The 23,063-nt window shown below is 66.9% G+C and carries 18 protein-coding genes and 2 pseudogenes; 14 read left to right on the top strand and 6 right to left on the bottom strand.

Annotated elements, in window-relative coordinates:
• Positions 1-79: 79 nt before the first annotated feature.
• The 6 genes from AC1HIL_RS20825 to AC1HIL_RS20800 form a co-directional block, all read right to left on the bottom strand.
• Entirely contained in the window at positions 80-865 is a 786-nt protein-coding gene (locus AC1HIL_RS20825) for a peptidylprolyl isomerase (RefSeq protein ID WP_057597050.1), read from the bottom strand.
• Positions 866-1,000: 135 nt separating this feature from the next.
• Positions 1,001-1,285: a BolA family protein gene (locus tag AC1HIL_RS20820; RefSeq protein ID WP_422096942.1), complete on the bottom strand. Its 285-nt coding sequence runs from the start codon at positions 1,283-1,285 to the stop codon at positions 1,001-1,003.
• A 2-nt stretch (positions 1,286-1,287) separates the two neighbouring features.
• Positions 1,288-1,833, bottom strand: coding sequence for a septation protein A (locus AC1HIL_RS20815; RefSeq protein ID WP_057597048.1), 546 nt, complete (start codon positions 1,831-1,833; stop codon positions 1,288-1,290).
• 42 nt (positions 1,834-1,875) lie between these two features.
• On the bottom strand, positions 1,876-2,289 hold the full coding sequence (gene msrB / locus AC1HIL_RS20810) for a peptide-methionine (R)-S-oxide reductase MsrB (RefSeq protein ID WP_057597047.1): 414 nt from the start codon (positions 2,287-2,289) through the stop codon (positions 1,876-1,878).
• The gene (locus AC1HIL_RS20805; RefSeq protein WP_479669915.1) at positions 2,286-3,809 is read right to left on the bottom strand and encodes a protein adenylyltransferase SelO; all 1,524 of its coding nucleotides are present in this window, start codon (positions 3,807-3,809) and stop codon (positions 2,286-2,288) included. The genes msrB and AC1HIL_RS20805 overlap by 4 nt, the downstream gene beginning before the upstream one ends.
• A 44-nt stretch (positions 3,810-3,853) precedes the next feature.
• Positions 3,854-4,969, bottom strand: a complete 1,116-nt coding sequence (locus AC1HIL_RS20800; protein ID WP_082322247.1) for an AraC family transcriptional regulator — start codon at positions 4,967-4,969, stop codon at positions 3,854-3,856.
• 132 nt (positions 4,970-5,101) lie between these two features.
• On the opposite strand from AC1HIL_RS20800, the gene AC1HIL_RS20795 reads away from it, so the two are divergent.
• The 14 genes and pseudogenes from AC1HIL_RS20795 to AC1HIL_RS20730 all read left to right on the top strand — a co-directional run.
• A complete protein-coding gene (locus tag AC1HIL_RS20795) occupies positions 5,102-6,901 on the top strand; it encodes a carboxylesterase/lipase family protein (RefSeq protein ID WP_296739958.1) in 1,800 nt (599 codons plus the stop codon).
• Between the two features lie 203 nt (positions 6,902-7,104).
• Positions 7,105-8,733: a 3-(methylthio)propionyl-CoA ligase gene (locus AC1HIL_RS20790; protein WP_479669914.1), complete on the top strand. Its 1,629-nt coding sequence runs from the start codon at positions 7,105-7,107 to the stop codon at positions 8,731-8,733.
• A gap of 149 nt (positions 8,734-8,882) precedes the next feature.
• Positions 8,883-10,112: a branched-chain amino acid ABC transporter substrate-binding protein gene (locus AC1HIL_RS20785; RefSeq protein ID WP_057596420.1), complete on the top strand. Its 1,230-nt coding sequence runs from the start codon at positions 8,883-8,885 to the stop codon at positions 10,110-10,112.
• A gap of 200 nt (positions 10,113-10,312) precedes the next feature.
• A complete protein-coding gene (locus AC1HIL_RS20780; RefSeq protein WP_057596419.1) occupies positions 10,313-11,545 on the top strand; it encodes a branched-chain amino acid ABC transporter substrate-binding protein in 1,233 nt (410 codons plus the stop codon).
• Positions 11,546-11,623: 78 nt separating this feature from the next.
• Positions 11,624-12,577 carry a branched-chain amino acid ABC transporter permease gene (locus AC1HIL_RS20775; RefSeq protein ID WP_057596418.1) on the top strand — a complete coding sequence of 318 codons (954 nt, stop codon included), beginning with the start codon at positions 11,624-11,626 and terminating at the stop codon, positions 12,575-12,577.
• Positions 12,578-12,581: 4 nt separating this feature from the next.
• Positions 12,582-13,892 carry a branched-chain amino acid ABC transporter permease gene (locus tag AC1HIL_RS20770; protein WP_057596417.1) on the top strand — a complete coding sequence of 437 codons (1,311 nt, stop codon included), beginning with the start codon at positions 12,582-12,584 and terminating at the stop codon, positions 13,890-13,892.
• 3 nt (positions 13,893-13,895) lie between these two features.
• Positions 13,896-14,672, top strand: a complete 777-nt coding sequence (locus AC1HIL_RS20765) for an ABC transporter ATP-binding protein (protein ID WP_261205658.1) — start codon at positions 13,896-13,898, stop codon at positions 14,670-14,672.
• A 1-nt stretch (position 14,673) separates the two neighbouring features.
• Entirely contained in the window at positions 14,674-15,369 is a 696-nt protein-coding gene (locus AC1HIL_RS20760; protein ID WP_057596415.1) for an ABC transporter ATP-binding protein, read from the top strand.
• A gap of 262 nt (positions 15,370-15,631) precedes the next feature.
• Positions 15,632-17,734, top strand: a complete 2,103-nt coding sequence (locus AC1HIL_RS20755) for a 3-hydroxyacyl-CoA dehydrogenase NAD-binding domain-containing protein (RefSeq protein WP_479669913.1) — start codon at positions 15,632-15,634, stop codon at positions 17,732-17,734.
• A 1-nt stretch (position 17,735) separates the two neighbouring features.
• Positions 17,736-19,232: pseudogene (locus AC1HIL_RS20750) on the top strand (M20 family peptidase); the annotation flags it as partial.
• A gap of 37 nt (positions 19,233-19,269) precedes the next feature.
• On the top strand, positions 19,270-20,445 hold the full coding sequence (locus tag AC1HIL_RS20745; RefSeq protein ID WP_057596412.1) for an acetyl-CoA C-acyltransferase: 1,176 nt from the start codon (positions 19,270-19,272) through the stop codon (positions 20,443-20,445).
• A gap of 189 nt (positions 20,446-20,634) precedes the next feature.
• Entirely contained in the window at positions 20,635-22,488 is a 1,854-nt protein-coding gene (locus AC1HIL_RS20740) for an acyl-CoA dehydrogenase (protein ID WP_479669912.1), read from the top strand.
• Between the two features lie 14 nt (positions 22,489-22,502).
• Positions 22,503-22,721, top strand: a complete 219-nt coding sequence (locus AC1HIL_RS20735; protein ID WP_261205661.1) for a hypothetical protein — start codon at positions 22,503-22,505, stop codon at positions 22,719-22,721.
• Positions 22,722-22,732: 11 nt separating this feature from the next.
• Positions 22,733-23,032: pseudogene (locus tag AC1HIL_RS20730) on the top strand (Dabb family protein); the annotation flags it as partial.
• Between the last annotated feature and the right edge of the window lie 31 nt (positions 23,033-23,063).

Genomic DNA, 23,063 nt, shown 5'->3' with positions numbered 1-23,063 from the left:
ATTCTTGCAAGAAACAAGCCCAAAGAAAAACGGCCCGAAGGCCGTTTTTTCATGGGAGAGGGCGGGCAGGGCGCGCCGCTTACTCGATCTTCGCCTTGGCGCGCAGGTCTTCCTGGTACTTCTGCAGGCGCTGCTGCTGCAGCTGCTGCGTGATCTGCGGCTTGATGTCTTCCATCTTCGGCAGCTGGGCCTGGCGGATGTCGTCGACGCGGATGATGTGCCAGCCGAACTGGGTCTTGATCGGGGCCGGCGTGGTCTCGCCCTTCTTGAGCTTGATCATCGCTTCCGAGAATTCGGGCACGAAGTTGGCGGGGTTGGCCCAGTCGAGGTCGCCGCCATTGGCGCCCGATCCGGGGTCCTTGCTCTGCTTCTTGGCGATGTCCTCGAACTTGGCGCCCTTCTTGAGGTCGGCCATGATCTTCTTGGCCTGGTCCTCGGTCTCGACCAGGATGTGGCGCGCCTTGTATTCCTTGCCGCCGTTGGCCGCGACGAACTTGTCGTACTCGGCCTTCACGTCGGCGTCCGAGACCGGGTTGGTCTTGCGGTAGTTCTCGAACAGGGCACGGATCAGGATCGCCTGGCGCGCGAGCTCGAGCTGGTTCTTGTAGTCCTCGGTGGCGTCGAGGCCCTGCTTCTGCGCTTCCTGCATGAACACTTCGCGCGCCACGATTTCCTCGCGCAGCTGGCCTTGCATCTCGGGCGTGACCGGGCGGCCGGCCGCGGCCAACTGCTGGGCCAGCGCGTCCATGCGTGCCTTGGGCACTGCCTTGCCGTTGACGATGGCTGCGTTCTGCGCCAGGGCAGCCATGGGAACGGCACCAAGCAGCGCTGCGGCCGCGACGGCCTGCAAGATTTGTTTTTTCATGGATTGAATGTCAGGCTGAGAAATGCGCGTTGGATGAAAGTGCGCGTGGAGGAAACCGGAGGAAAGACACAGGGGAGGGAGCGCCGCAGCGGAGAACCGGGCCCGGCAGCCGGAGGCTGGCGGTGGATGGACGACTCAGAGCACCTCGATGGCGATGGCGTGCAGACCCTGTGCGATGAAAAGTTGGAGGGCATCATACACAAGCCGATGACGCGCCACGCGTGGCTTTCCCTCGAACAGCGGGGAGGCGATGCGGACCCGGAAATGGGTGCCGGATCCCTCGGCATTGGCACCCGCATGGCCCGCGTGCGCGGCGCTCTCGTCGATGACCTCGAGCGCCGTCGGCCGCAGCGCGGCGCGCAGCGCGGCCTCGAGGGCCGCCACGGTCGGCAGCGGATGCGAAGCGGTGGTGCCGTTCATGCTCAGGCCGCCGGCTTGTCGTCGCCGCTCTTGAGATGCGGCGAGATGTACAGCCCCTGCGCCACCAGGAACACGATCGGGAAGGCGTAGCCCCAGAGCTTGAAGTTGACCCAGGCCTCGGTCGTGAAGTAGGCCGCGACGTAGCCGTTGATGGCGGCCATGAACAGGCAGTAGCCGATCCACGCGATGTTCAGCCGCATCCAGATGCGGTCGGGCAGCTCGAGCTGCGAGCCCAGCAGCATCTTCAGGAAGTTCTTGCGGAAGGCCCACAGGGCCACGGCCAGCGCCACCGCCATCGCGCCGTAGAGCACGGTCGGCTTCCACTTGATGAAGCGGTCGTCGTGCAGCACCAGCGTGAGCGTGCCGAACAGCAGGATCAGCACCAGCGTGGCCTTCTGCATCGCCTGCAGCTTGCGTTCCATCGCGTAGATGATCGCCATCTGCACCACCGTGGCGGCCATGAGCACGCCGGTGGCGGTGTAGATGTCGGCGAGCTTGTAGGCCCCGAAGAACAGCAGGATCGGGAAGAAGTCGAGGATCAGTTTCATGCAGTCGGATGGCGAGGGGCCGGAGGGAAAGGAGGGCGCCGTTCAGGGCTTCTTCTGGAAATCCAGCGAGGCCGAGTTCATGCAGTAGCGCAGGCCGGTCTCGGTCGGTCCGTCGGGAAAGACGTGGCCCAGGTGCGCGCCGCAATTGGCGCAGACATTCTCGGTGCGCACCATGCCGTGCGAGCGGTCGACGATGTTGCGGATCGCGCCGGGCACGGCTTCCTCCGAGAAGCTGGGCCAGCCGCAGCCGGCGTCGAACTTGGTGGCCGACTCGAACAGCTTGGCGCCGCAGCACACGCAGTGGTAGGTGCCGTCGTCCCAGTGGGCTTCGTACTTGCCCGTGAAGGGGCGCTCGGTCGCCGCGTGGCGGGTCACCTCGAAGGCGGCCGGTTCGGCGCCCTTCTCGGCGAGCAGCGCTTTCCATTCGGCATCGGTTTTCTGGACGGGTGTGTTCATGATGAGCAGCTGATTTCGATCGTGGAAGCCCAGTCGGGCGGGAACCCGGCATACGCATCGGCGCCGGGATGTTCTTCAAATGGGGATTCCAGCAGGCTGAGCAAGGTGGCCACGCCCGAGAAGTCCTTGCGGCCAGCCGCTTCGATGGCCTGCTGGCCCAGGTGGTTCCGCAGCACGTACTTCGGATTGCTGCGCAGCATCAGTTCGGCGGCCTGCTCGCGCGGGATCTGGTTGTGGCGCTCCAGAAACGATAGCAGCCAGGCGTCGAAGCCGGCGCGGTCGATGAACAGCTCGCGCACCGGCTCGATGTTGCCGTCGGCCCGGTACTGGGCCAGGCGGCGCCAGAAGATCGTGTAGTCGGTCTTCTCGGCCGCCAGCAGCTTGAGCGCGTCCTCGATCAGTTGGCGGTCGCCATCGGCCGCGTCGGCGAGGCCGAGCTTGGCGCGCATGCGGTTCTCGAAGGCGTTCGGAAAGGCGCTCTTGTAGGGCTCGAGCGCGGCCAGCGCGAGTTCCTGGTCCTCGATCAGCGGCAGCAGTGCCTGGCCGAGGCAGAACAGGTTCCAGTACGCCACGTTGGGCTGCTGGTTGAAGGCATAGCGTCCGCCGGTGTCGCTGTGGTTGCAGATATGGCGCGGATCGAAGCCGTCGAGGAACTGGAACGGGCCGTAGTCGATGGTGAGCCCCAGGATGCTCATGTTGTCGGTGTTCATCACGCCATGGCAGAAGCCCACGGCCTGCCAGTGGGCCAGCAGGGTGGCGGTGCGCTCGCTCACGGCCTCGAGCAGCGCCGCATAGGGGTTGCCGCCGAAGCGCCCGTTGTGGCGGCAGGCCGGGTAGTAGCGGTCGATCACGTAGTCGGCCAGCGCGCGCAGTTCCGCGTGCTGCTGGTTCGCCGCGAAGTGCTCGAAATGGCCGAAGCGGATGAAGCTCGGTGCCACCCGCGTGACCACCGCGGCGGTCTCGATCTCCTCGCGGCGCACGCGCGCGTCCGAGCCGGTCACGCACAGCGCGCGCGTGGTCGGGATGCCCAGGCCGTGCATGGCTTCGCTGCAGAGGAACTCGCGGATGCTCGAACGCAGCACGGCGCGGCCGTCGCCCATGCGCGAGTAGGGGGTGCGGCCCGCGCCCTTGAGCTGGATCTCGAGGCCGCCCGCGGTCTCGCCGAGCAGGATGGCGCGGCCGTCGCCGAGCTGGCCGGCCCAGACGCCGAACTGGTGGCCGCTGTAGACGCTGGCCAGCGGCCGCGCGCCCGCCAGCGGAACGTTGCCGCTGAGCGCCTCCAGGAGCGCGTCGCTGCGCCAGTCCTCGGGCAGGCCCAGCTCGCGCGCGACCTGGTCGCTGTGGCCGACCCAGTACGGCGGCGTGGGCGAACTCAGCGGGGTGGGGCGCAGCTCGGTGAAGAAGCGCGGGCCCAGCGCCGCGAAGCCTTCGACCCATTCCAGGCCCAGGTCGGCGTTCTCGGGCCGGGTTCCGGCTGGATCGGTGCGGGTTGCTTCGGCAAGCGGGCTCGTGGGCGTCATGGCCCGATTGTCCGGCAGACCACGAGACCCCAGGCCGGGGGCGGTCAGGCGGCGGCGCGCAGCAGCGGCAGGTTGGCGCCCTCGCCATGCCACAGCCGCGTGCGGTACTGCGCCGGCGGCAGGCCGAACCAGCGCTTGCAGGCGCGAAAGAAGTTGCTGCTGTCGACGAAGCCCAGCAGGTCGGCCACGTCGGTCAGGGTGTGGCGCTCCTGCGCCAGGTACTGCTGCGCGAGTTCGCGCCGGGTGCGGTCGAGCAGCGCCTGGAACGACACCGACTCCTCCTGCAGCCGGCGCTGCAGCGTGCGCTCGGCCAGGCCCAGGCCCGAGGCCACGTCCTGGCGGCGCGGCTCGCCGTGCGGCAGGCGGCGCGCGATCTCGGCGCAGACCAGGGTGCTGGTGGTGGTCTGGCCCAGCTGGTCGAGCTGGTCGTCGAGCAGGTGTTCCTGCATCTCGCCGAGTTCGGGGTGGCTGGTGGGCAGCGTCATCGCGAGGTCGGCGGCCGACAGCAGCATGCGGTTGGCCGGGGCGCCGAAGCGCACCTCGCAGCCGAAGGCCTCGCGGTGCGGCCGGTCGTCGTCGGGGGGCGGATAGGCGAACTCGATCGCCAGCGGCTCCATCTCGCGCCGGATCAGCCAGCGGCACTGCATCAGCATGGTGAGCAGGGCGTACTCGACGCGCTGGCGCGGGATCGGCAGGCTGCCGCCCGTGTGCTGCATCACCATCCAGCGGCCGCGCGCCTCGGGCTGCACCGAGAAGGCGGTGGCATCGGAGATCACGGGCATGTAGCGCGCGAGCCGGTCCATCGCCTCGCCGAGGTCGACGCAGCAGGCCATGACGTGGGCGACGGTGCCCAGCTTGCTGTGGGTGGCGGCCAGGCCGCGGTGCAGGCCCAGCGTGGGCCGGCCCGCGCGCGCCACGGCCAGCTGCCACAGCACGGTGACCTCGTCGACCGGGATGCGCGCGTTCTGCCGCAGCAGCGACTCGGGGTCGAAGCCGGCGTCGCGCAGCAGCGAGGGCACGTCCAGGCCCTCGGCCTCGAACATCCTCAGCACCCCCTCGAGCCATGCCGACGAGCTGGTGCGCAGCTCGGGCTGCGGCATGCAGCCCGGACGGCGTGCAGGCCGGCGCGCATGGCGCGGGTTGGAGGCTCCTGAAGTCATTCGATTGGCTCGCTTGCGATAGCGGTGGAAACAGCACCCGTTCCTAGAATTTTTTTCGGGTTCGGCGGGCCGGAGTATGGCTGCCGGGCGCCGACGCAGGAATTCCGATTAACCCGGTGTGGAGACAAACACATGCAAGCAACGGCAACGGCACGAAAAAGCCAGGGTACGGCAGGACAGAAGACGAAGGTGGCCTCGGCCATCGCCATGGCCGCGATCGCGGCCGCCAGCCTGGGCCTGGTGGCCTGCGGCGGCGGCGGCTCGGGGCCGAGCGGGTTCTTCCCGGTGGCGCCGCCGCCCCCGCCGCCGCCCGCGCCGCCCCCGGCCGCCGACGGTCCGATGGTGCGCCAGACCACCGCCGGCAAGATCGAGGGCACGGACGACAGCGCCGCCACCGGCACCTTTTCCTGGAAGGGCGTTCCGTTCGCCCAGGCGCCGGTCGGCAACCTGCGCTGGGCGCCGCCCGCCGATCCCAAGCCCTGGGAGGGCGTGCGCGCCGCGAGCAAGTTCGGCCACAGCTGCGCCCAGGGCGGGCGCTACTTCAGCCCCGCGCCCGGCGACGCGCCGTTCGGCCTGGCCACCCGCGAGGGCTTCGGCAAGCCGGTGGGCGACGAGGACTGCCTCACGCTCAACATCTGGCGCCCGAGCAACGACAGCGCCAAGCTGCCCGTGATCGTCTACATCTACGGCGGCAGCAACATCTCGGGCTACACGGCCGATCCGGGCTACGACGGTGCCCAGCTCGCCAAGCGCGGCAATGCCGTCGTCGTGACGATCAACTACCGGCTGGGCGTGCTCGGCTGGCTCGACCTGCCGCAGCTCAAGAACGGCGAGGCGAAGAACGACTCGGGCAACTTCGCGCTGCTCGACCAGATGCAGGCGCTGAAGTTCATCCAGGCCAACATCGGCGCCTTCGGCGGCGACGCGGGCAACGTCACGGTGATGGGGCAGTCGGCGGGCGCGGTCAACACCTGGGGCCTGGTGGTGTCGCCGTCGTCGGCCGGCCTGCTGCACAAGGCGGTGCCGCTGAGCGGCGGGATCGCCTTCTCGACGCGCGCCACCGCGCAGACCTATTCGAAGGGGTTGCTCGCGGCCATCGCCATCGCCGACGGCAAGGCCGCCGACACCACCGCGGCCAACGCCTGGGTGGCCTCGCAGACCGATGCGCAGATCGCGAGCTACCTGCGCGGCCTGTCGGCGAACAAGCTGCTGAGCGTCGTGCTCGCGAACCCGCAACTGGGCAATGCGCCCGCGCCGATCGAGGACGGCACCATCCTGCCCGTGAACTCGGTCGCCGAGGTCGCCGCCGGCCGCTTCAACAAGGTGCCGATGCTGATCGGCAACACGCGCGACGAGGGTACCTTGTTCGCCAACCTGTTCGGCACCTTCACGGGGCAGGGCCTGGGCTTCAAGCCGACCGACTACGAGCGCTTCGGCCTGCAGTACACCTTCAATCCCGACGTACCGACCACGCTCACCGAGGCCGACCTGATCAACGCGCCCTACCTGCCGGTAGGTAAACCGCTGACCGGCTGGAAGGCGGCCTCGGATTTCGCGACCAACGCGATCTTCCTCAACATCCTGCCGCCGCAGATCGATTCGGTTGCCAGGTACCTGCCGACCAAGACCTGGTACTACCGCTTCGACTGGAGCCAGCAGGTGGCGCCGTTCAACACCGTCTATGGCGCGACGCACGGGCTCGACACGGTGTTCATGTTCCACAACTTCGGCACCGGCATCTTCTCGTTCGCCTACGGCGAGGCGAACCGCCCGGGCCGCGAGGCGCTGTCGGATGCGATGGTCGGCAGCCTGTCCGCGTTCGCGCGCACCGGCGATCCGAACCATGCGGGCCTGGGCGTGACCTGGCCCAACTGGCCGCGCAAGATCGTGCTCGACGCGAGCAAGACGCAGCTGCAGAACAGCGCGCCCTGAGACGGTGCACTGGCTGCGTACACCACCGTGGCGGCCGACGCCGCCACGGTGCCTGCATGCTCCGGCGGACGCCGGCTGTCGTCTGGACGACAGATCGGTGTCCGCAGACTGCGGGTTTCTGTCATTGTGCGAACGCACATAAATTGCGTGAATCGCGCTAGTCCTGAAAACCGCTGAATTTTGTTGAAAGAAGGAGCCTGTAGATGCTGGGTTTGATGCAAGACCGACCGCTTTTGATCTCGTCGCTGATCGAGTTCGTCGAGCGCCACAACGGCGACGGCGAGATCGTCTCGCGCCGGGTCGAGGGCGACATCCACCGCTGTACCTGGAGCGACATCGCATCGCGTTCCCGGCAGGTGGCCAATGCGCTGGACGGCGAGCAACTGCTGTTCAGCGACCGCATCGCGACCCTGGCCTGGAACGGCTACCGCCACCTGGAGCTCTACTACGGCGTCAGCGGCAGCGGCCGCGTGCTGCACACCATCAACCCGCGCCTGCATCCCGACCAGATCGCGTGGATCGCGAACCACGCCGAAGACCAGATCCTGTGCTTCGACCTCACCTTCCTGCCGCTGGTGCAGGCCGTGCACGCCAAGTGCCCGACCATCCGCAAGTGGGTCGCGCTGTGCGACCCCGACAAGCTGCCGGTCGACAGCGGCGTGCCCAACCTCGTGAGCTACGAGGACTGGGTCGGCGGCCAGTCCACCGAGTACCAGTGGCCGGTGTTCGACGAGAACTCGGCCTCGAGCATGTGCTACACGAGCGGCACCACCGGCAACCCGAAGGCCGCGCTCTACAGCCACCGCTCGACCATGCTGCATGCCTACGCCGCCGCGCTGCCCGACGTGATGCGCATCTCGGCGCGCGACTCGGTGCTGCCCGTGGTGCCGATGTTCCACGTCAATGCCTGGGGCATTCCGTACTCGGCCGCGCTCGTGGGCTGCAAGCTGGTGTTCCCGGGCCCGGCGCTCGACGGCAAGTCGGTCTACGAACTGATCGAAGGCGAGGGCGTGACCTTCGCGGCCGGCGTGCCCACCGTGTGGCAGATGATGCTGGGCCACATGCAGACCAACGGCCTGAAGTTCAGCACGCTGAACCGCACCGTGATCGGCGGCTCCGCCTGCCCGCCGGCCATGATCAAGGCCTTCCAGGACCTCTACGGCGTCGAGGTGCTGCATGCCTGGGGCATGACCGAGATGAGCCCGCTGGGCACGCTGTGCACGCTCAAGAACAAGCACCTGAAGCAGTCGACCGAGGAGCAGCTCACGGTGCGCCTCAAGCAGGGCCGCGCGATCTTCGGCGTCGACATGAAGATCGTCGACGGCGAGAACAACGAGCTGCCCTGGGACGGCAAGGCCTACGGCGACCTGCTGGTCAAGGGGCCGTGGATCGTCAAGGAGTACTTCAAGGGCGAGGGCGGCGATCCGCTGATCGACGGCTGGTTCCCCACCGGCGACGTCGCCACCATCGATGCCGACGGCTACCTGCAGATCACCGACCGCAGCAAGGACGTGATCAAGTCCGGCGGCGAATGGATCAGCTCGATCGACATCGAGAACATCGCGGTCGCGCACCCGGCCATCGCCATGGCGGCCTGCATCGGCGTGTACCACCCCAAGTGGGACGAGCGCCCGATCGTCGCGGTGGTGAAGAAGCCCGGCGCCGAGGTCACGCGCGAGGAACTGCTGAAGTTCTACGACGGCAAGACCGCCAAGTGGCAGATCCCCGACGACGTGGTCTTCGTCGAGGCGATTCCGCTGGGCGCCACCGGAAAGATCCTCAAGACCCGGCTGCGCGAGCAGCTCAAGGACTACAAGCTGCCCGGCCTCTGAAGCGGGTTGCGGCGCCGGCCGTGTCGCCTAGGCGATAGCACGGCCACCGCCGCGGCCCGGCTTGCGGGCAATCCCTGTGCGAACGAAAAAAGCGCGCTTGTACGCTGCAAAGGCAGCCGATCGAGCCGCCCTACAACCTGGAGACCTTCATGCGTTTTGCCCTCAAGTCCATCGCCGTGTGCGCCCTGCTGGCCGGAGCCGGCGCGTCCTTCGCCCAGAAGGGCGAGACCGTCAAGATCGCCTGGCTCGACCCCCTGTCGGGCCTGATGGCCGCGGTGGGCACGAACCAGCTCAAGACCACGCAGTTCCTGGCCGAGGAGTTCAACAAGAAGAACGCGTCGGGCGTGAAGTTCGAGATCATCGGCATCGACAACAAGCTCAGCCCGCAGGAAACCACCGCCGCGCTGCGCTCGGCCCAGGACCAGGGTGCGCGCTACATCCTGCAGGGCAACGGCTCGGGCCCGGCGCTCGCGATCATCGATGCGATCGAGAAGAACAATGCGCGCAACCCGGGCAAGGAACTGCTGTACCTGAACTACGCCGCGGTCGATCCCGACCTGACCAACAGCAAGTGCAGCTACTGGCACTTCCGCCTCGACGCCGACACCTCGATGAAGATGGAGGCGCTGACCACCTGGATGAAGGACCAGGCGGACATCAAGAAGGTCTACATCCTCGGCCAGAACTACGCGCACGGCGTGCAGGTCAGCAAGTACGCCAAGGAGAACCTCAAGACCAAGCGGCCCGACATCCAGATCGTCGGCGACGACCTGCATCCGCTGGCCCAGGTGCGCGACTTCTCGCCCTACATCGCCAAGATCAAGGCCTCGGGCGCCGACACCGTGATCACCGGCAACTGGGGTTCCGACCTGTCGCTCTTGATCAAGGCCGCCAACGACGCGGGCCTCAACGTCAAGTTCCTGACCTACTACGCGCCCGGCGCCGGCACGCCCACGGCCATGGGCTCGGCCTCCGCGGGCAAGGTCTATACCGTGGCCTATGCCCACTACAACATGGGTGGCGACATCCAGCGCCTGCTCGGCGAATTCAAGAAGAAGATGAACGACGACCTCACGCAGGCGTCGATCTTCCATGCCTTCGCGCTGCTCGACAACGCCTTCGTCCAGACCAAGTCGACCGACCCGGTCAAGGTCGCGGCCGCGCTCGAGGGCATGAAGATCAAGAGCTTCAACGGCGAGGTCGAGATGCGCAAGACCGACCACCAGCTGCAGCAGGGCCTGTACATCGCGCGCTGGGAGAAGGCCAGCGCCAAGTACCCCTACGACGCCGAGAACACCGGCTACACCAACGTTCCCGTGAAGTACTACGAGTCGTACGTGGCGAGCACGCCGACGACCTGCCAGATGAAGCGTCCCTGAGCGCGTTCATGTGCATTTCCTACCCAAAGGTAGCAAAGCCTACCGCCGGGTAGAAATTGGAGAAATGCGCTGTCGCCTGCGCGATAGAAACCGGGCTTCCCGGCACTCCCCTTACGGGCAATCCCTGAGGGGAGGGGCAGGGAACGCTTGTACGCTCGTGCAAGGCTTTTTTGATTCGGTTTGACCAGGAGATATAGATCGTGAAGTTCACTCTGAAAATCGCTACCGCAGCCATCCTTGCCGCGAGCGCCGCCGGCGCCCTGGCCCAGAAGGGTGAAACCGTCAAGATCGCATGGCTCGACCCGCTGTCGGGCCTGATGGCCGCGGTGGGCACCAACCAGCTCAAGACCTTCCAGTTCCTGGCCGAGGAATTCAACAAGAAGAACGCGGCCGGCGTGAAGTTCGAGGTCATCGGCATCGACAACAAGCTCAGCCCGCAGGAAACCACCGCCGCGCTGCGCTCGGCCATGGACCAGGGCGCGCGCTACGTGGTGCAGGGCAACGGCTCGGGCCCGGCGCTGGCCATCATCGACGCGCTCGAGAAGCACAACGCCCGCAACCCCGGCAAGGAAGTGCTCTACATCAACTACGCGGCCGTCGATCCCGACCTGACCAACAGCAAGTGCAGCTACTGGCACTTCCGCCTCGACGCCGACACCTCGATGAAGATGGAGGCGCTGACCACCTTCATGAAGGACCAGCCCGAGATCAAGAAGGTCTACCTGATCAACCAGAACTACTCGCACGGCCAGCAGGTCTCGAAGTTCGCGAAGGAAAACCTCAAGACCAAGCGCCCCGACGTCGAGATCGTCGGCGACGACCTGCATCCGCTGGCCCAGGTGCGCGACTTCGCGCCCTACATCGCCAAGATCAAGGCCTCGGGCGCCGACACCGTGATCACCGGCAACTGGGGCTCCGACCTCGCGCTGCTGATCAAGTCGGCCAACGACGCCGGCCTCAACGTCAAGTTCTACACCTACTACGCCGTCACCAACGGCACGCCGACCGCCATGGGCGCGGCCTCGGACGGCAAGGTCTACCAGGTCGGCTACAGCCACTACAACGCACCGGGCCCGGTGCAGCCGCTGATGGGCGAGTTCAAGAAGCGCTTCAACGACGACCTCTACACCACCGACATCTACACCGTCTACGCGATGCTCAGCGAAGCCTTCGTGCGCACCAAGTCGACCGAGCCGGTCAAGGTGGCCGCGGCGCTCGAGGGCATGAAGTTCAAGAGCTTCAACGGCGACGTCGAGATGCGCAAGGCCGACCACCAGCTGCAGCAGGGCCTGTGGATCACGCGCTGGCAGAAGGCCGACGCCAAGAACCCGTACAGCCCGGAGAACACCGGCTACACGCTGGCCCCGGTCAAGTACTACGAAGCCTACGTGGCGAGCACGCCCACCACGTGCCAGATGAAGCGGCCCTCCTGAACGCGGGACGCCCCTGAACGGTCGAGGCCCGACTTCAACACTCGGGCCTTTTTCTTTTTCATGTGATCCGAAAGACCGATGAACGTCGAATTCTTCGTCATCTCGCTGCTCAACGGCGTGAGCTACGGCCTGCTGTTGTTCATGCTGAGCTCCGGCCTCACGCTGATCTTCAGCATGATGGGCGTGCTCAACTTCGCGCACGCCAGCTTCTACATGCTGGGTGCGTACATCGCCTACACGCTGTCGAACATCATCGGCTTCTGGCCGGCGCTGTTCCTCGCGCCGCTGCTGGTGGGCGCCCTGGGCGCGGGCTTCGAGCGCTACTGCCTGCGGCGCGTGCACAAGTTCGGCCATGTGCCCGAGCTGCTCGTGACCTTCGGTCTTTCCTACCTGATCCTCGAGCTGGTGCAGCTGGTGTGGGGCCGCTCGACCGTGCCCTACGGGCTGCCGGCGCAGCTGCAGGGCCCGCTGTTCTCGCTCTACGGCACGCAGTTCCCCAAGTCGCGCTCCTTCATCATGCTGGTGGCGGTGCTGATGCTGGTGTCGGTGTGGCTGCTGCTCACGCGCACGCGCATCGGCCTCGTGATCCAGGCCGCGCTCAAGCATCCCGACATGGTCGAGGCGCTGGGCCACAACGTGCCGCGCGTGTTCATGCTGGTGTTCGGCGGCGGTGCCGCGCTCGCGGGCCTCGCGGGCGTGGTGGGCGGCAACACCTACGTCACCGAGCCGGCGATGGCGGGCTCTGTCGGCTCCATCATCTTCGTGGTGGTGGTGGTCGGCGGCATGGGTTCGCTGGCCGGCGCCTTCCTGGCCTCGCTCCTGATCGGCGTGATCCAGACCTTCGCGGTCGCCATGGACCAGTCGCTGGCCGGCGGGCTGCAGGCGCTGGGCGTGGCGGTCAGCGAGCAGACCTTCGGCTACGAGCTGCTCAAGCTCACCATCTCGCAGGTCGCGCCGATCCTGCCTTATCTGTTCCTGGTCCTCATCCTGATCTTCAGGCCCAAGGGCCTCTTGGGCACCCGGGAGGACTGACGCCATGACATCGACCACGCAAGCTTCCCGCTACTACCGCTTCAAGCCCTGGAACATCGGGCGCTACCTGATCTGGGCGCTGTTCGCCATCGCCCTGATCGTCGCGCCGCACCTGTTCAAGAGCAGCCTGGCGCTGACCATGCTCTCGCAGATGGGCTACCTCATCATCATCTGCCTGAGCTACAACATCCTGCTGGGGCAGGGCGGCATGCTGAGCTTCGGCCATGCCGTCTACGTCGGCCTGGGCTCGTTCATCGCGATCCACACGATGAACCTCGCGAGCAAGGGCGCGGTGCCGGTGCCGCTGGTGCTGATCCCGCTCGTGGGCGGGCTCGCGGGCATGTTCTTCGCGATCCTGCTGGGCTTCGTCACCACGAAGAAGTCGGGCACCACCTTCGCGATGATCACGCTGGGCATCGGCGAACTGGTGGCCGCCATGGCGCTGATGTTCCCGAGCTTCTTCGGCGGCGAGGGCGGCATCACCACCGACCGCGTCTACGGCACGCCCTTCCTGGGCATGACCTTCGGGCCGCAGATCCAGGTCTACTACCTGATCGCGTTCTATTGCTTCGTGTGCACCGCGCTGATGTTCGCCTTCACCGGCACGCCGCTGGGCCGCATGCTCAACGCGGTGCGCGACAACCCCGAGCGCGTGGAATTCATCGGCTACAACACGCAGCGCGTGCGCTACTTCGCGTTCATCATCGCGGGCTTCTTCGCCGGCATCGGCGGCGGCCTGGCCTCGATCAACTTCGAGATCGTGAACGCGGCCGACAGCCTCAACGCGGTGCGCTCGGGCGGCTACCTGCTGTTCACCTTCCTCGGCGGCGCGGTGTTCTTCTTCGGCCCGATGATCGGCGCGGTGCTGCTGGTGTTCGCCTCGATCCTGCTGTCGGAGCTCTCGAAGGCCTGGCAGCTCTACTTCGGGCTGGTGTTCGTGTTCATGGTGATGTTCGCCCCGGGCGGCATCGCGAGCCTGATCATGATGAACCTGCGCGTGGCCAAGTTCGGCAAGTTCGGCCGCTTCTGGTGGCTCTACCTCGCGCTCGCCGCGGCGCTGGTGCCGGTGGTGATCGGCGCGGCCGCGCTGATCGAGATGATCTACCACATCCAGCTCAACGCGGCGATGGGCCCGAGCCTCAACTTCTTCGGCGTCTCGCTCAATACCGCGGGCACGGGCAGCTGGCTCGGCGCGGTCGCGATCCTGGCCGTCGGCCTGGGCGCGCTCGAGGTCGCGCGGCGCCGCTTCGTGCGGGTCTGGGGCCAGGCGCAGGAAGAGATCGAAACGGAAATCAAGCGTCGGGAGGCGGCGTAACACATGAGCGCTGAATACGCACTGGAACTCAAGGCGCTGCGAAAGAACTTCGGCAAGACCGAGATCATTCGCGGCGTGGACCTCGCGGTGAAGGCCGGCGAGCGCGTGGCCGTCATCGGGCCGAACGGCGCGGGCAAGTCCACGCTGTTCAACCTGATCAGCGGCCGGCTCGCGCCCACCAGCGGCGAGGTGCTGCTCAACGGGCAGCGCATCGACGGCAGGAAGCCCTACGAGATCAACCGGCTGGGCCTCGCGCGCAGCTTCCAGATCACGAACATCTTCCCCAAGCTCAGCGTGTTCGAGAACCTGCGCTGCGGGGTGCTCTGGAGCCTCGGCTACAAGTACACCTTCCTGCGCTTCCTCTCGAACCTCGACGATGCCAATGCGCGCACCGAGGAACTGATCCGCCAGATCGGCCTGGAACGCAAGCGCGACGTGCACGCGGTGAACCTCACCTATGCCGAGCAGCGCGCGCTCGAGATCGGCGTGACCATCGCCGGCGGCGCCAGCGTGATCCTGCTGGACGAACCCACGGCCGGCATGAGCAAGACCGAGACCTCGCACTTCATCGCGCTGATCAAGCACGTGACCACCGGCAAGACCCTGCTCACGGTGGAGCACGACATGGGCGTGGTGTTCGGCCTGGCCGACAAGATCGCGGTGGTGGTGTATGGCGAGGTGATCGCCTTCGACACGCCCGCGGAGGTGCGCGCCAATGCGCGCGTGCAGGAGGCGTACCTGGGTTCGTCGGTCGCCGATGCACAGGGAGCGGGACACTGAGATGCTGAAGCTTCACGACATCCACGCCTACTACGGCAAGAGCCATGTGCTGCATGGCGTTTCCTTCGACGTGCAGCCCGGCGAGATCGTCGCGCTGCTGGGCCGCAACGGCTCGGGCCGCTCGACCACCGCCAAGGCCATCATGGGCCTGGTGCATGCCGAGGGCACCTTGCGCTGGAAGGAGCAGGACATCCTGCGCAAGAAGGCCTACGAGATCGCCCACCTGGGCATCGGCTACGTGCCCGAGAACCGCGACATCTTCCCCAAGCTCACGGTGCACCAGAACCTGCTGCTGGGTCAGAAGGGCAGCGGCAAGGGCAGCCGCTGGCAGTTCGACGACATGTACGCCATGTTCCCGCGCCTGAAGGAGCGCCAGCACACCGAGGCCGGCGTGCTCTCGGGCGGCGAGCAGCAGATGCTCACGCTGTGCCGCACGCTGATGGGCGACCCCGACCTGATCATCATCGACGAGCCCACCGAGGGCCTCGCGCCCAAGATCGTCGAGCTCGTGGGCCAGTATCTGCGCACGCTCAAGGACAAGGGCATCTCGGTGCTGCTGATCGAGCAGAAGCTCACCATCGCGATGGCGATCTCCGATCGCGCGCTCGTCATGGGCCATGGCAGCATCGTCTTCGACGGCACGCCGGCGAGCCTGCGCGCCGACGGATCGACGCGCAAGGAATGGCTCGAGGTCTAGACTAGGCTTTCGAAAGCGGACTTCCGGACGCAGAGGACGCGAAGATCACGCGAAGGACGCGAAAGAGCAGCCAAATACTTGTTTGGGTTTTCTTTCGCGTCCTTCGCGGAACCTTCGCGTCCTCTGCGTCCGGCTCCCGTTTTCACCCCTTGTCCCTCCAGCGACTGCGTGCCATTGTTGCGCCGCGCCAAAGGCCTAAAATCCCCGGAAAAAGAACACTCGTGCTTTTTCTTTTTTCTCATCACACACCAAGGAACGCAGCATGACGGCTGAATACAAAGTGCTCGGCGATGTCGCCGTGATCACCCTGACCAATCCCCCGGTCAACGGTCTCGGTTTCTCGACCCGCATCGGCATCACCGACGGCCTGTCGAAGGCCCATGCCGACGATGCCGTCAAGGCCATCGTCATCACCGGCGCCGGCAAGGCGTTCTCGGGCGGCGCCGACATCAAGGAATTCGGCACGCCCAAGGCGCTGCAGGAACCCAACCTGCTGAGCGTGATCCTCGCGCTCGAAGCCGCCACCAAGCCGATCGTCGCGGCGATCCATTCGGTGTGCATGGGCGGCGGCCTCGAGCTCGCGCTCGGCTGCCACTACCGCGTCGCGGCCCCGGGCACCAACGTTGCGCTGCCCGAAGTCAAGCTGGGCCTGCTGCCCGGCGCCGGCGGCACGCAGCGCCTGCCGCGCGTGCTCGGCGTGGAAACCGCCCTCAACATGATCGTGAGCGGCGAGGCCGTGAAGTCCGAAGTGCTCGCGAGCCTGCCAGGCCAGAAGCTGTTCGACAAGCTGGCCGCCTCGCCCGAGACGGTGTTCGACGAAGCCGTCGAGTTCGCCAAGGCCGCGGCCGCCAAGGGCGGCGAGCTGCCGCTGGTGCGCAGCCTGCCGTGCAAGCACCCGCAGGGCGATGCCTACTTCCAGTTCACCAAGAACATGGTCGGCGGCATGTCGAAGAACTATCCGGCGCCGCTCAAGTGCATCGACGCCGTGCAGGCCGCGACCAAGCTCAAGTTCGACGAGGGCATGGCCGAGGAACGTCGCCTGTTCACCGCGCTGATGTTCACGCCCGAGTCGCTGTCGCTGCGCCACCTGTTCATGGCCGAGCGCGCCGCCTCGAAGATTCCCGACGTGCCCGAGGACACGCCCAAGCGCGAGATCAAGACGGTCGGCGTGATCGGCGCCGGCACCATGGGCGGCGGCATCTCGATGAACTTCCTCAACGCGGGCATCCCCGTGAAGATCCTGGAGATGAAGCAGGAAGCGCTCGACCGCGGCATCGCCACCATCAAGAAGAACTACGAAGCCCAGGTCAAGAAGGGCAAGCTCAAGCAGGACAAGTACGAGCAGCGCATGGCGCTCTTGAGCACCACGCTGAACTACGACGACCTGAAGGACGCCGACCTGATCATCGAAGCCGTGTTCGAGGAGATCGGCGTCAAGGAGAAGGTCTTCAAGGAACTCGACCGCGTCGCCAAGAGGGGCGCGATCCTGGCCTCGAACACCTCGACGCTCGACGTCGACAAGATCGCATCGTTCACCGAGCGTCCGCAGGACGTGGTCGGCATGCACTTCTTCAGCCCCGCCAACGTGATGAAGCTGCTCGAGGTGGTGCGCGGCAAGCAGACCGCCAAGGACGTGCTCGCCACGGTCATGGCCATCGGCAAGAAGATCAAGAAGACCTCGGTGGTTTCGGGCGTGTGCGACGGCTTCATCGGCAACCGCATGATCGAGCAGTACAGCCGCCAGGCCGGCTTCCTGCTCGACGAGGGCGCGACGCCGCAGCAGGTCGACAAGGCGATCGAGAAGTTCGGCTTCGCGATGGGTCCGTTCCGCATGGGCGACCTGGCCGGCAACGACATCGGCTGGGCGATCCGCAAGCGCCGTGCCGTCGAGCGCGCCGACATGAAGTACAGCCGCACGGCCGACAAGCTCTGCGAACTGGGCCGCTTCGGCCAGAAGACCGGGGCAGGGTGGTACGACTACCAGGCCGGCAAGCGCGACGCGATCCCGTCGGAGCTCGTCAACAAGATGATCGAGGACCATCGCAAGGAACTGGGCATCACGCCGCGCAAGATCTCCGACGAGGAGATCGTGCAGCGCCTGGTGTACGCGCTGGTCAACGAAGGCGCGCACATCCTGGAAGACGGCATCGCCTCCAAGTCGGGCGACATCGACATGGTCTACCTCACGGGCTACGGCTTCCCGATCTGGCGCGGCGGCCCGATGCACTACGCCTCGCAGGTCGGCCTGTACAACGTGGCCGAGACGATGAAGCGCTTCGCGAAGAACCCGCGCGACGACGCCGAGTTCTGGCAGCCCGCGCCGCTGATCCAGAAGCTGGTGGCCGAAGGCAAGTCCTTCGGTTGATCGTCCGGGAACCCGACCGCCCATGCTGAAACGCATCTTCCTGGGGTTGCTGCTGGTGCTCGTCGCGCTGGCGGCGGCCGTGGCGGTCAAGACCTGGACCACGCCATCGCGCCAGCTCGCGGTGGCGCCGGCCCCCAAGCCCGAGATCGACCTGCAGGCCGCCGCGAAGCGGCTCGCGGGCGCGATCCCCATTCGCACGGTGTCCAGCCTCGACGACCCGGCCGCCAACCTGGCCGAGTTCGACCGGCTGCATGCCTACCTCGAACAGAACTTCCCCAAGGTCCACGCCACGCTCAAGCGCGAGGTCGTGGGCCAGAAGGCGCTGCTCTACACCTGGACCGGCAGCGATCCGCAGGCCAAGCCGATCGCGCTGATGGCGCACCAGGACATGGTGCCGATCGCGCCGGGCACCGAGAAGGCCTGGAGCGTCGATCCCTTCGGCGGCGAGATCAAGGACGGCTTCGTCTGGGGCCGCGGCACGCTCGACAACAAGGGCAACCTGTTCGCGCAGATGGAAGCCATCGAGCTGCTGCTCGCGAGCGGCTTCCAGCCGAAGCAGACCGTCTACCTCGCGATGGGCGACGACGAGGAGGTCAGCGGCCTGCGCGGCGCGCTGCCGATCGCCGAACTGCTCCAGTCGCGCGGCGTGAAGCTCGACTGGGTGCTCGACGAGGGCCTGCTGGTGCTCGACGGCGTGCTGCCGGGCCTGAGCAAGCCCGCGGCGCTGATCGGCCTGGCCGAGAAGGGCTACGCCACCTTCTTCCTCTCGCTCGACACCGCGCCCGGCCACTCGTCGATGCCGCCCGCGCACAGCGCGATCGGCCGCCTGAGCGCTGCGCTCGCGCGCCTCGAGGCGAACCCGATGCCCGGCGGCATCCAGGGCGTGGCCGGCCAGATGTTCGGCACGCTCGCGCCCGAGATGAGCGGCATCAATCGCGTGATGCTGTCCAACCTCTGGCTCACGGCGCCGCTGGTCGAAGGCCAGTTGCAGAAGAGCCCGAGCAGCAACGCGATGCTGCGCACCACCACCGCGCTGACCATCGTGCGCGCCGGCAACAAGGACAACGTGCTGCCCGGCCGCGCCGAGGCCGCCGTCAACTTCCGCGTGCTGCCCGGCGACACCATCGACAGCGTCGAGGCCCACCTGCGCAAGCAGCTGGGCGACGACGAGATCAAGATCAAGCGCTACCCCGGCAACTCCGAGGCCTCGCCGGTCTCGCCGACCGACAGTGCCGGCTACCGCACCATCGAGCGCTCGGTGCGCCAGTCCTTCCCCGACGCCATCGTCGCGCCCGGCCTCATGACCGCGGCCACCGATTCGCGCCACTTCTCGATCCTGAGCGACGCGGTGTTCCGCTTCTCGCCCTTCCGCATGAAGAACGAGGACCTCGCGCGCTTCCACGGCACCAACGAACGCCTCGCGATCTCGAACTACGGCGAGATGATCGGCTTCTATCAGCAGCTGCTGCGCAACGCCTCCGGCGCGCAGTCCCAGTAACCCGGCTTTCCCTTCCATCTTCGAAAAGGACCTCACCATGACCAGCGCCGTCATCGTTTCCACCGCCCGCACGCCGCTCGCCAAGAGCTGGAAGGGTGCCTTCAACATGACGCACGGCGCCACGCTCGGCGGCCATGCGGTGCAGCACGCGATCGCCCGCGCCGGCATCGAGGCCGCCGAGGTCGACGACGTGATCATGGGCTGCGCCACGCCCGAGGGCGCGACCGGCTCGAACATCGCGCGCCAGATCGCGCTGCGCGCCGGCTGCCCGATCACCACCTCGGGCATGACCATCAACCGCTTCTGCTCCTCGGGCCTGCAGACCATCGCCACCGCCGCCCAGCGCGTCATCGCGGGCGAGGGCGACGTCTACGTGGCCGGCGGCGTCGAGAGCATCTCGTGCGTGCAGAACGAAGCCAACAAGCACATGCTGGCCGACCCCTGGCTGGTGAAGCACAAGCCCGAGATCTACTGGAACATGCTGCAGACGGCCGAGCAGGTCGCCAAGCGCTACAACATCGGCCGCGACGCCATGGACGAATACGGCGCCGCGAGCCAGCAGAAGGCCACGGCCGCGCTGGAAGCCGGCCGCTTCAAGGACGAGATCGCGCCGATCACCGTGCTGGCCGGCGTGGCCGACCCGGTGCTGGGCCTGCGCACCAAGGAAGTCACGATCGAGAACGACGAAGGCATCCGCCCCGGCACCACCAAGGAAGGCATCAGCGGCATCCGCTCGGCGCTGCCCGGCGGCCTGATCTCGGCCGGCAATGCCAGCCAGTTCTCGGACGGCGGCGGCGCCTGCGTGGTGGTCGACGAGAAGTACGCCGAGCGCAAGGGCCTGAAGCCGCTGGGCCGCTTCCTGGGCTTCGCGGTGGCGGGCTGCGAGCCCGACGAGATGGGCATCGGCCCCGTCTTCGCGATCCCCAAGGTGCTCAAGCGCCTGGGCCTGACGGTCAACGACATCGACCTGTGGGAACTCAACGAGGCCTTCGCGGTGCAGGTGATCTACTGCCGCGACAAGCTCGGCATCCCGGCCGACCGCCTCAACGTGGACGGCGGCGCCATCGCCGTGGGCCACCCCTACGGCGTGAGCGGCCAGCGCCTCACGGGCCACGCGCTGATCGAAGGCAAGCGCCGCGGCGCGAAGAAGGTCGTGGTCACGATGTGCATCGGCGGCGGCATGGGTGCCGCGGGCGTGTTCGAGGTGATCTGAGCATTGTCCTGAACCGCTGAATTCGGACTTCCGAACGCAGAAGTCGCGAAGATTACGCAGAAGTCGCAGAAGAGAAACCAAAATTTTTTCATTGGTTTTTCTCTGCGACTTTTTCTTGGTTTCCGCGCCTTCTGCGTTCGGCAGTCCGATCCCGATCCCGACCCTGATCCCGCTTTCCTGGAACTCATCATGAGCCTGCGTCCCACCCTCGATTTCCTGCTCTACGACTGGCTGCATGCCGAAACGCTGGCCTCGCGCGAACGCTTCGCCGACCACTCGCGCGAGACCTTCGACGCGGTGCTCGACACCTGCGAGCGCATCGCGCGCGAGAAGTACGCGCCGTTCAACCGCACCGTTGACACGCAGGAGCCGCACTTCGACGGCGAGAAGGTGATCCTGCCGCAGGCCACGCACGACGCGCACAAGGCCTTCGTCGAATCGGGAATGATGAGCGCGGCGCAGGACTACGACATCGGCGGCATGCAGCTGCCCTACACGGTGCAGGCCGCGGCCAACAGCTTCTTCGCGATGGCCTCGGTGAGCATCGGCTCGAACATGCTGACCAGCGGCAACGCCAACCTGCTGATGGTGCACGGCACCGATGCACAGAAGGAGGTGTTCGCCAAGAACGAGTTCTCCGGGCGCTGGGCCGGCACCATGTGCCTGTCGGAGCCGCAGGCCGGCTCCTCGCTGAGCGACGTGGCCACGCGCGCGGTGCCCGATGGCGAGGGCTTCCAGGACGATCCGCTGGGCCCGCGCTACCGGCTCACGGGCAACAAGATGTGGATCTCCTCGGGCGACCACGAGCTGACCGAGAACATCGTGCACATCGTGCTCGCCAAGATTCCCGACGAGAACGGCAAGCTGGTGCCGGGCACGCGCGGCATCTCGCTGTTCATCGTGCCCAAGCGCATGGTGGACACGCAGGGCGAACTCACGGGCGAGCGCAACGACGTGGCGCTCGCGGGCCTCAACCACAAGCTGGGCTGGCGCGGCACCACCAACACGCTGCTGAACTTCGGCGAAGGCAAGTACCCGGTCGGCGGCAAGGCCGGCGCGGTGGGCTACCTGGTCGGCGCGCCCGGCAAGGGCCTGCACTGCATGTTCCACATGATGAACGAGGCACGCATCGGCGTCGGCACCGCCGCCACCATGCTCGGCATGGCCGGCTACTACGCCTCGCTCGAGTACGCGAAGAGCCGGCCGCAGGGCCGCCTCGTGAAGAAGCCCGAGGGCGGCGAGACCAAGGTGGTCAAGGACTCGGCGGGCCCGCAGGTGCGCATCATCGAGCACGCCGATGTGCGCCGCATGCTGCTCGCGCAGAAGGCCTATTGCGAGGGCGCGCTGGCGCTCGAGCTGTACTGCGCGCGGCTGGTCGACGAGCAGAAGACAGGCAGCGAGCAGGCCGCCGACGACGCGCGGCTGCTGCTCGAAGTGCTGACGCCGATCGCCAAGAGCTGGCCCAGCGAATGGTGCCTCGAGGCCAACTCGCTCGCGATCCAGGTGCACGGCGGCTACGGCTACACGCGCGACTTCCCGGTCGAGCAGTACTGGCGCGACAACCGCCTCAACATGATCCACGAGGGCACGCACGGCATCCAGGCGGCCGACCTGCTGGGCCGCAAGGTGCTGATGGAGAAGGGCCGCGGCCTGCAGCTGCTGGCGGGCCGCATGACCGAGACCATCGGCCGCGCCGCCAAGGCGCCCGCGCTGGCGGCCCATGCCAAGGCGCTGGGCGAGGCGCTGCAGCGCGTGGGCAGCGCCACCGAGGCCGCCTGGTCCACCGGCGACCCGGCCGAGGCGCTGGTGAACGCGGTGCCGTACATGCAGGCCTTCGGCCACACGGTGCTGGCCTGGCTGTGGCTCGATGTGGCGCAGCGCGCGCTCGAACTCGACCCGGCGCAGGCCGCGCCCGCGACTGCTGGCAAGATGGCGGCCGCGCGCTATTTCTTCCACTACGAGCTGCCCAAGAACGGCGCCTGGCTCAACGTGGTCGAGAGCCGCGATCCGACCTGTACCGCCTTGCCCGAAGAGGCATTCTGATGCCTGCCATTGCCATGACCCCTCCCACTCCCGCCAAGCCACCCAAACCGCATGCCACGCTCGAGAAGTGGATCTGGATCCTGATCTACGGCGGCCTGTTCCTCGTCATCCTCGGCATCGCCACCGGCCGCACCGAGCCGGCCACCGGCTGGGCCATGGCCGTGCCCGGCGGCATCGCGACCGTCGTGGGCTTCGTGCTGATCTACGTGCGCTCGCGCATGAACGACCGGTAAGGAGCGAGGCCATGCTCAGGCACATCGTGATGTGGAAGTTCAAGGCGCACGCCGAGGGCGCCGACAAGGCCGCCAACCTCGCCAAGGCCAAGGCGCTGCTCGAGGCCTGCGCGACGCTGTCGCCGGGCACCGTGCGCTTCGAGGTCGCGCTGGCCCAGCCGGGCCTGGAAGCCACTTACGACCTGATCCTCAATTCGGAATTCACCGATGCCGCCGCGCTCGCGGCCTATGCCGAGCATCCGCAGCACGTCGCGCTCAAGCCCTTCATCGGCGCCGTGCGCGAAGCGCGCCAGTGCATGGACTATGAGATTCGACATTCCCCGAACACCACCGACCTCCGGA

This window comes from Variovorax sp. ISS6 (assembly GCF_056523145.1).
This window is presented reverse-complemented; position numbering and strand designations above follow the sequence as displayed.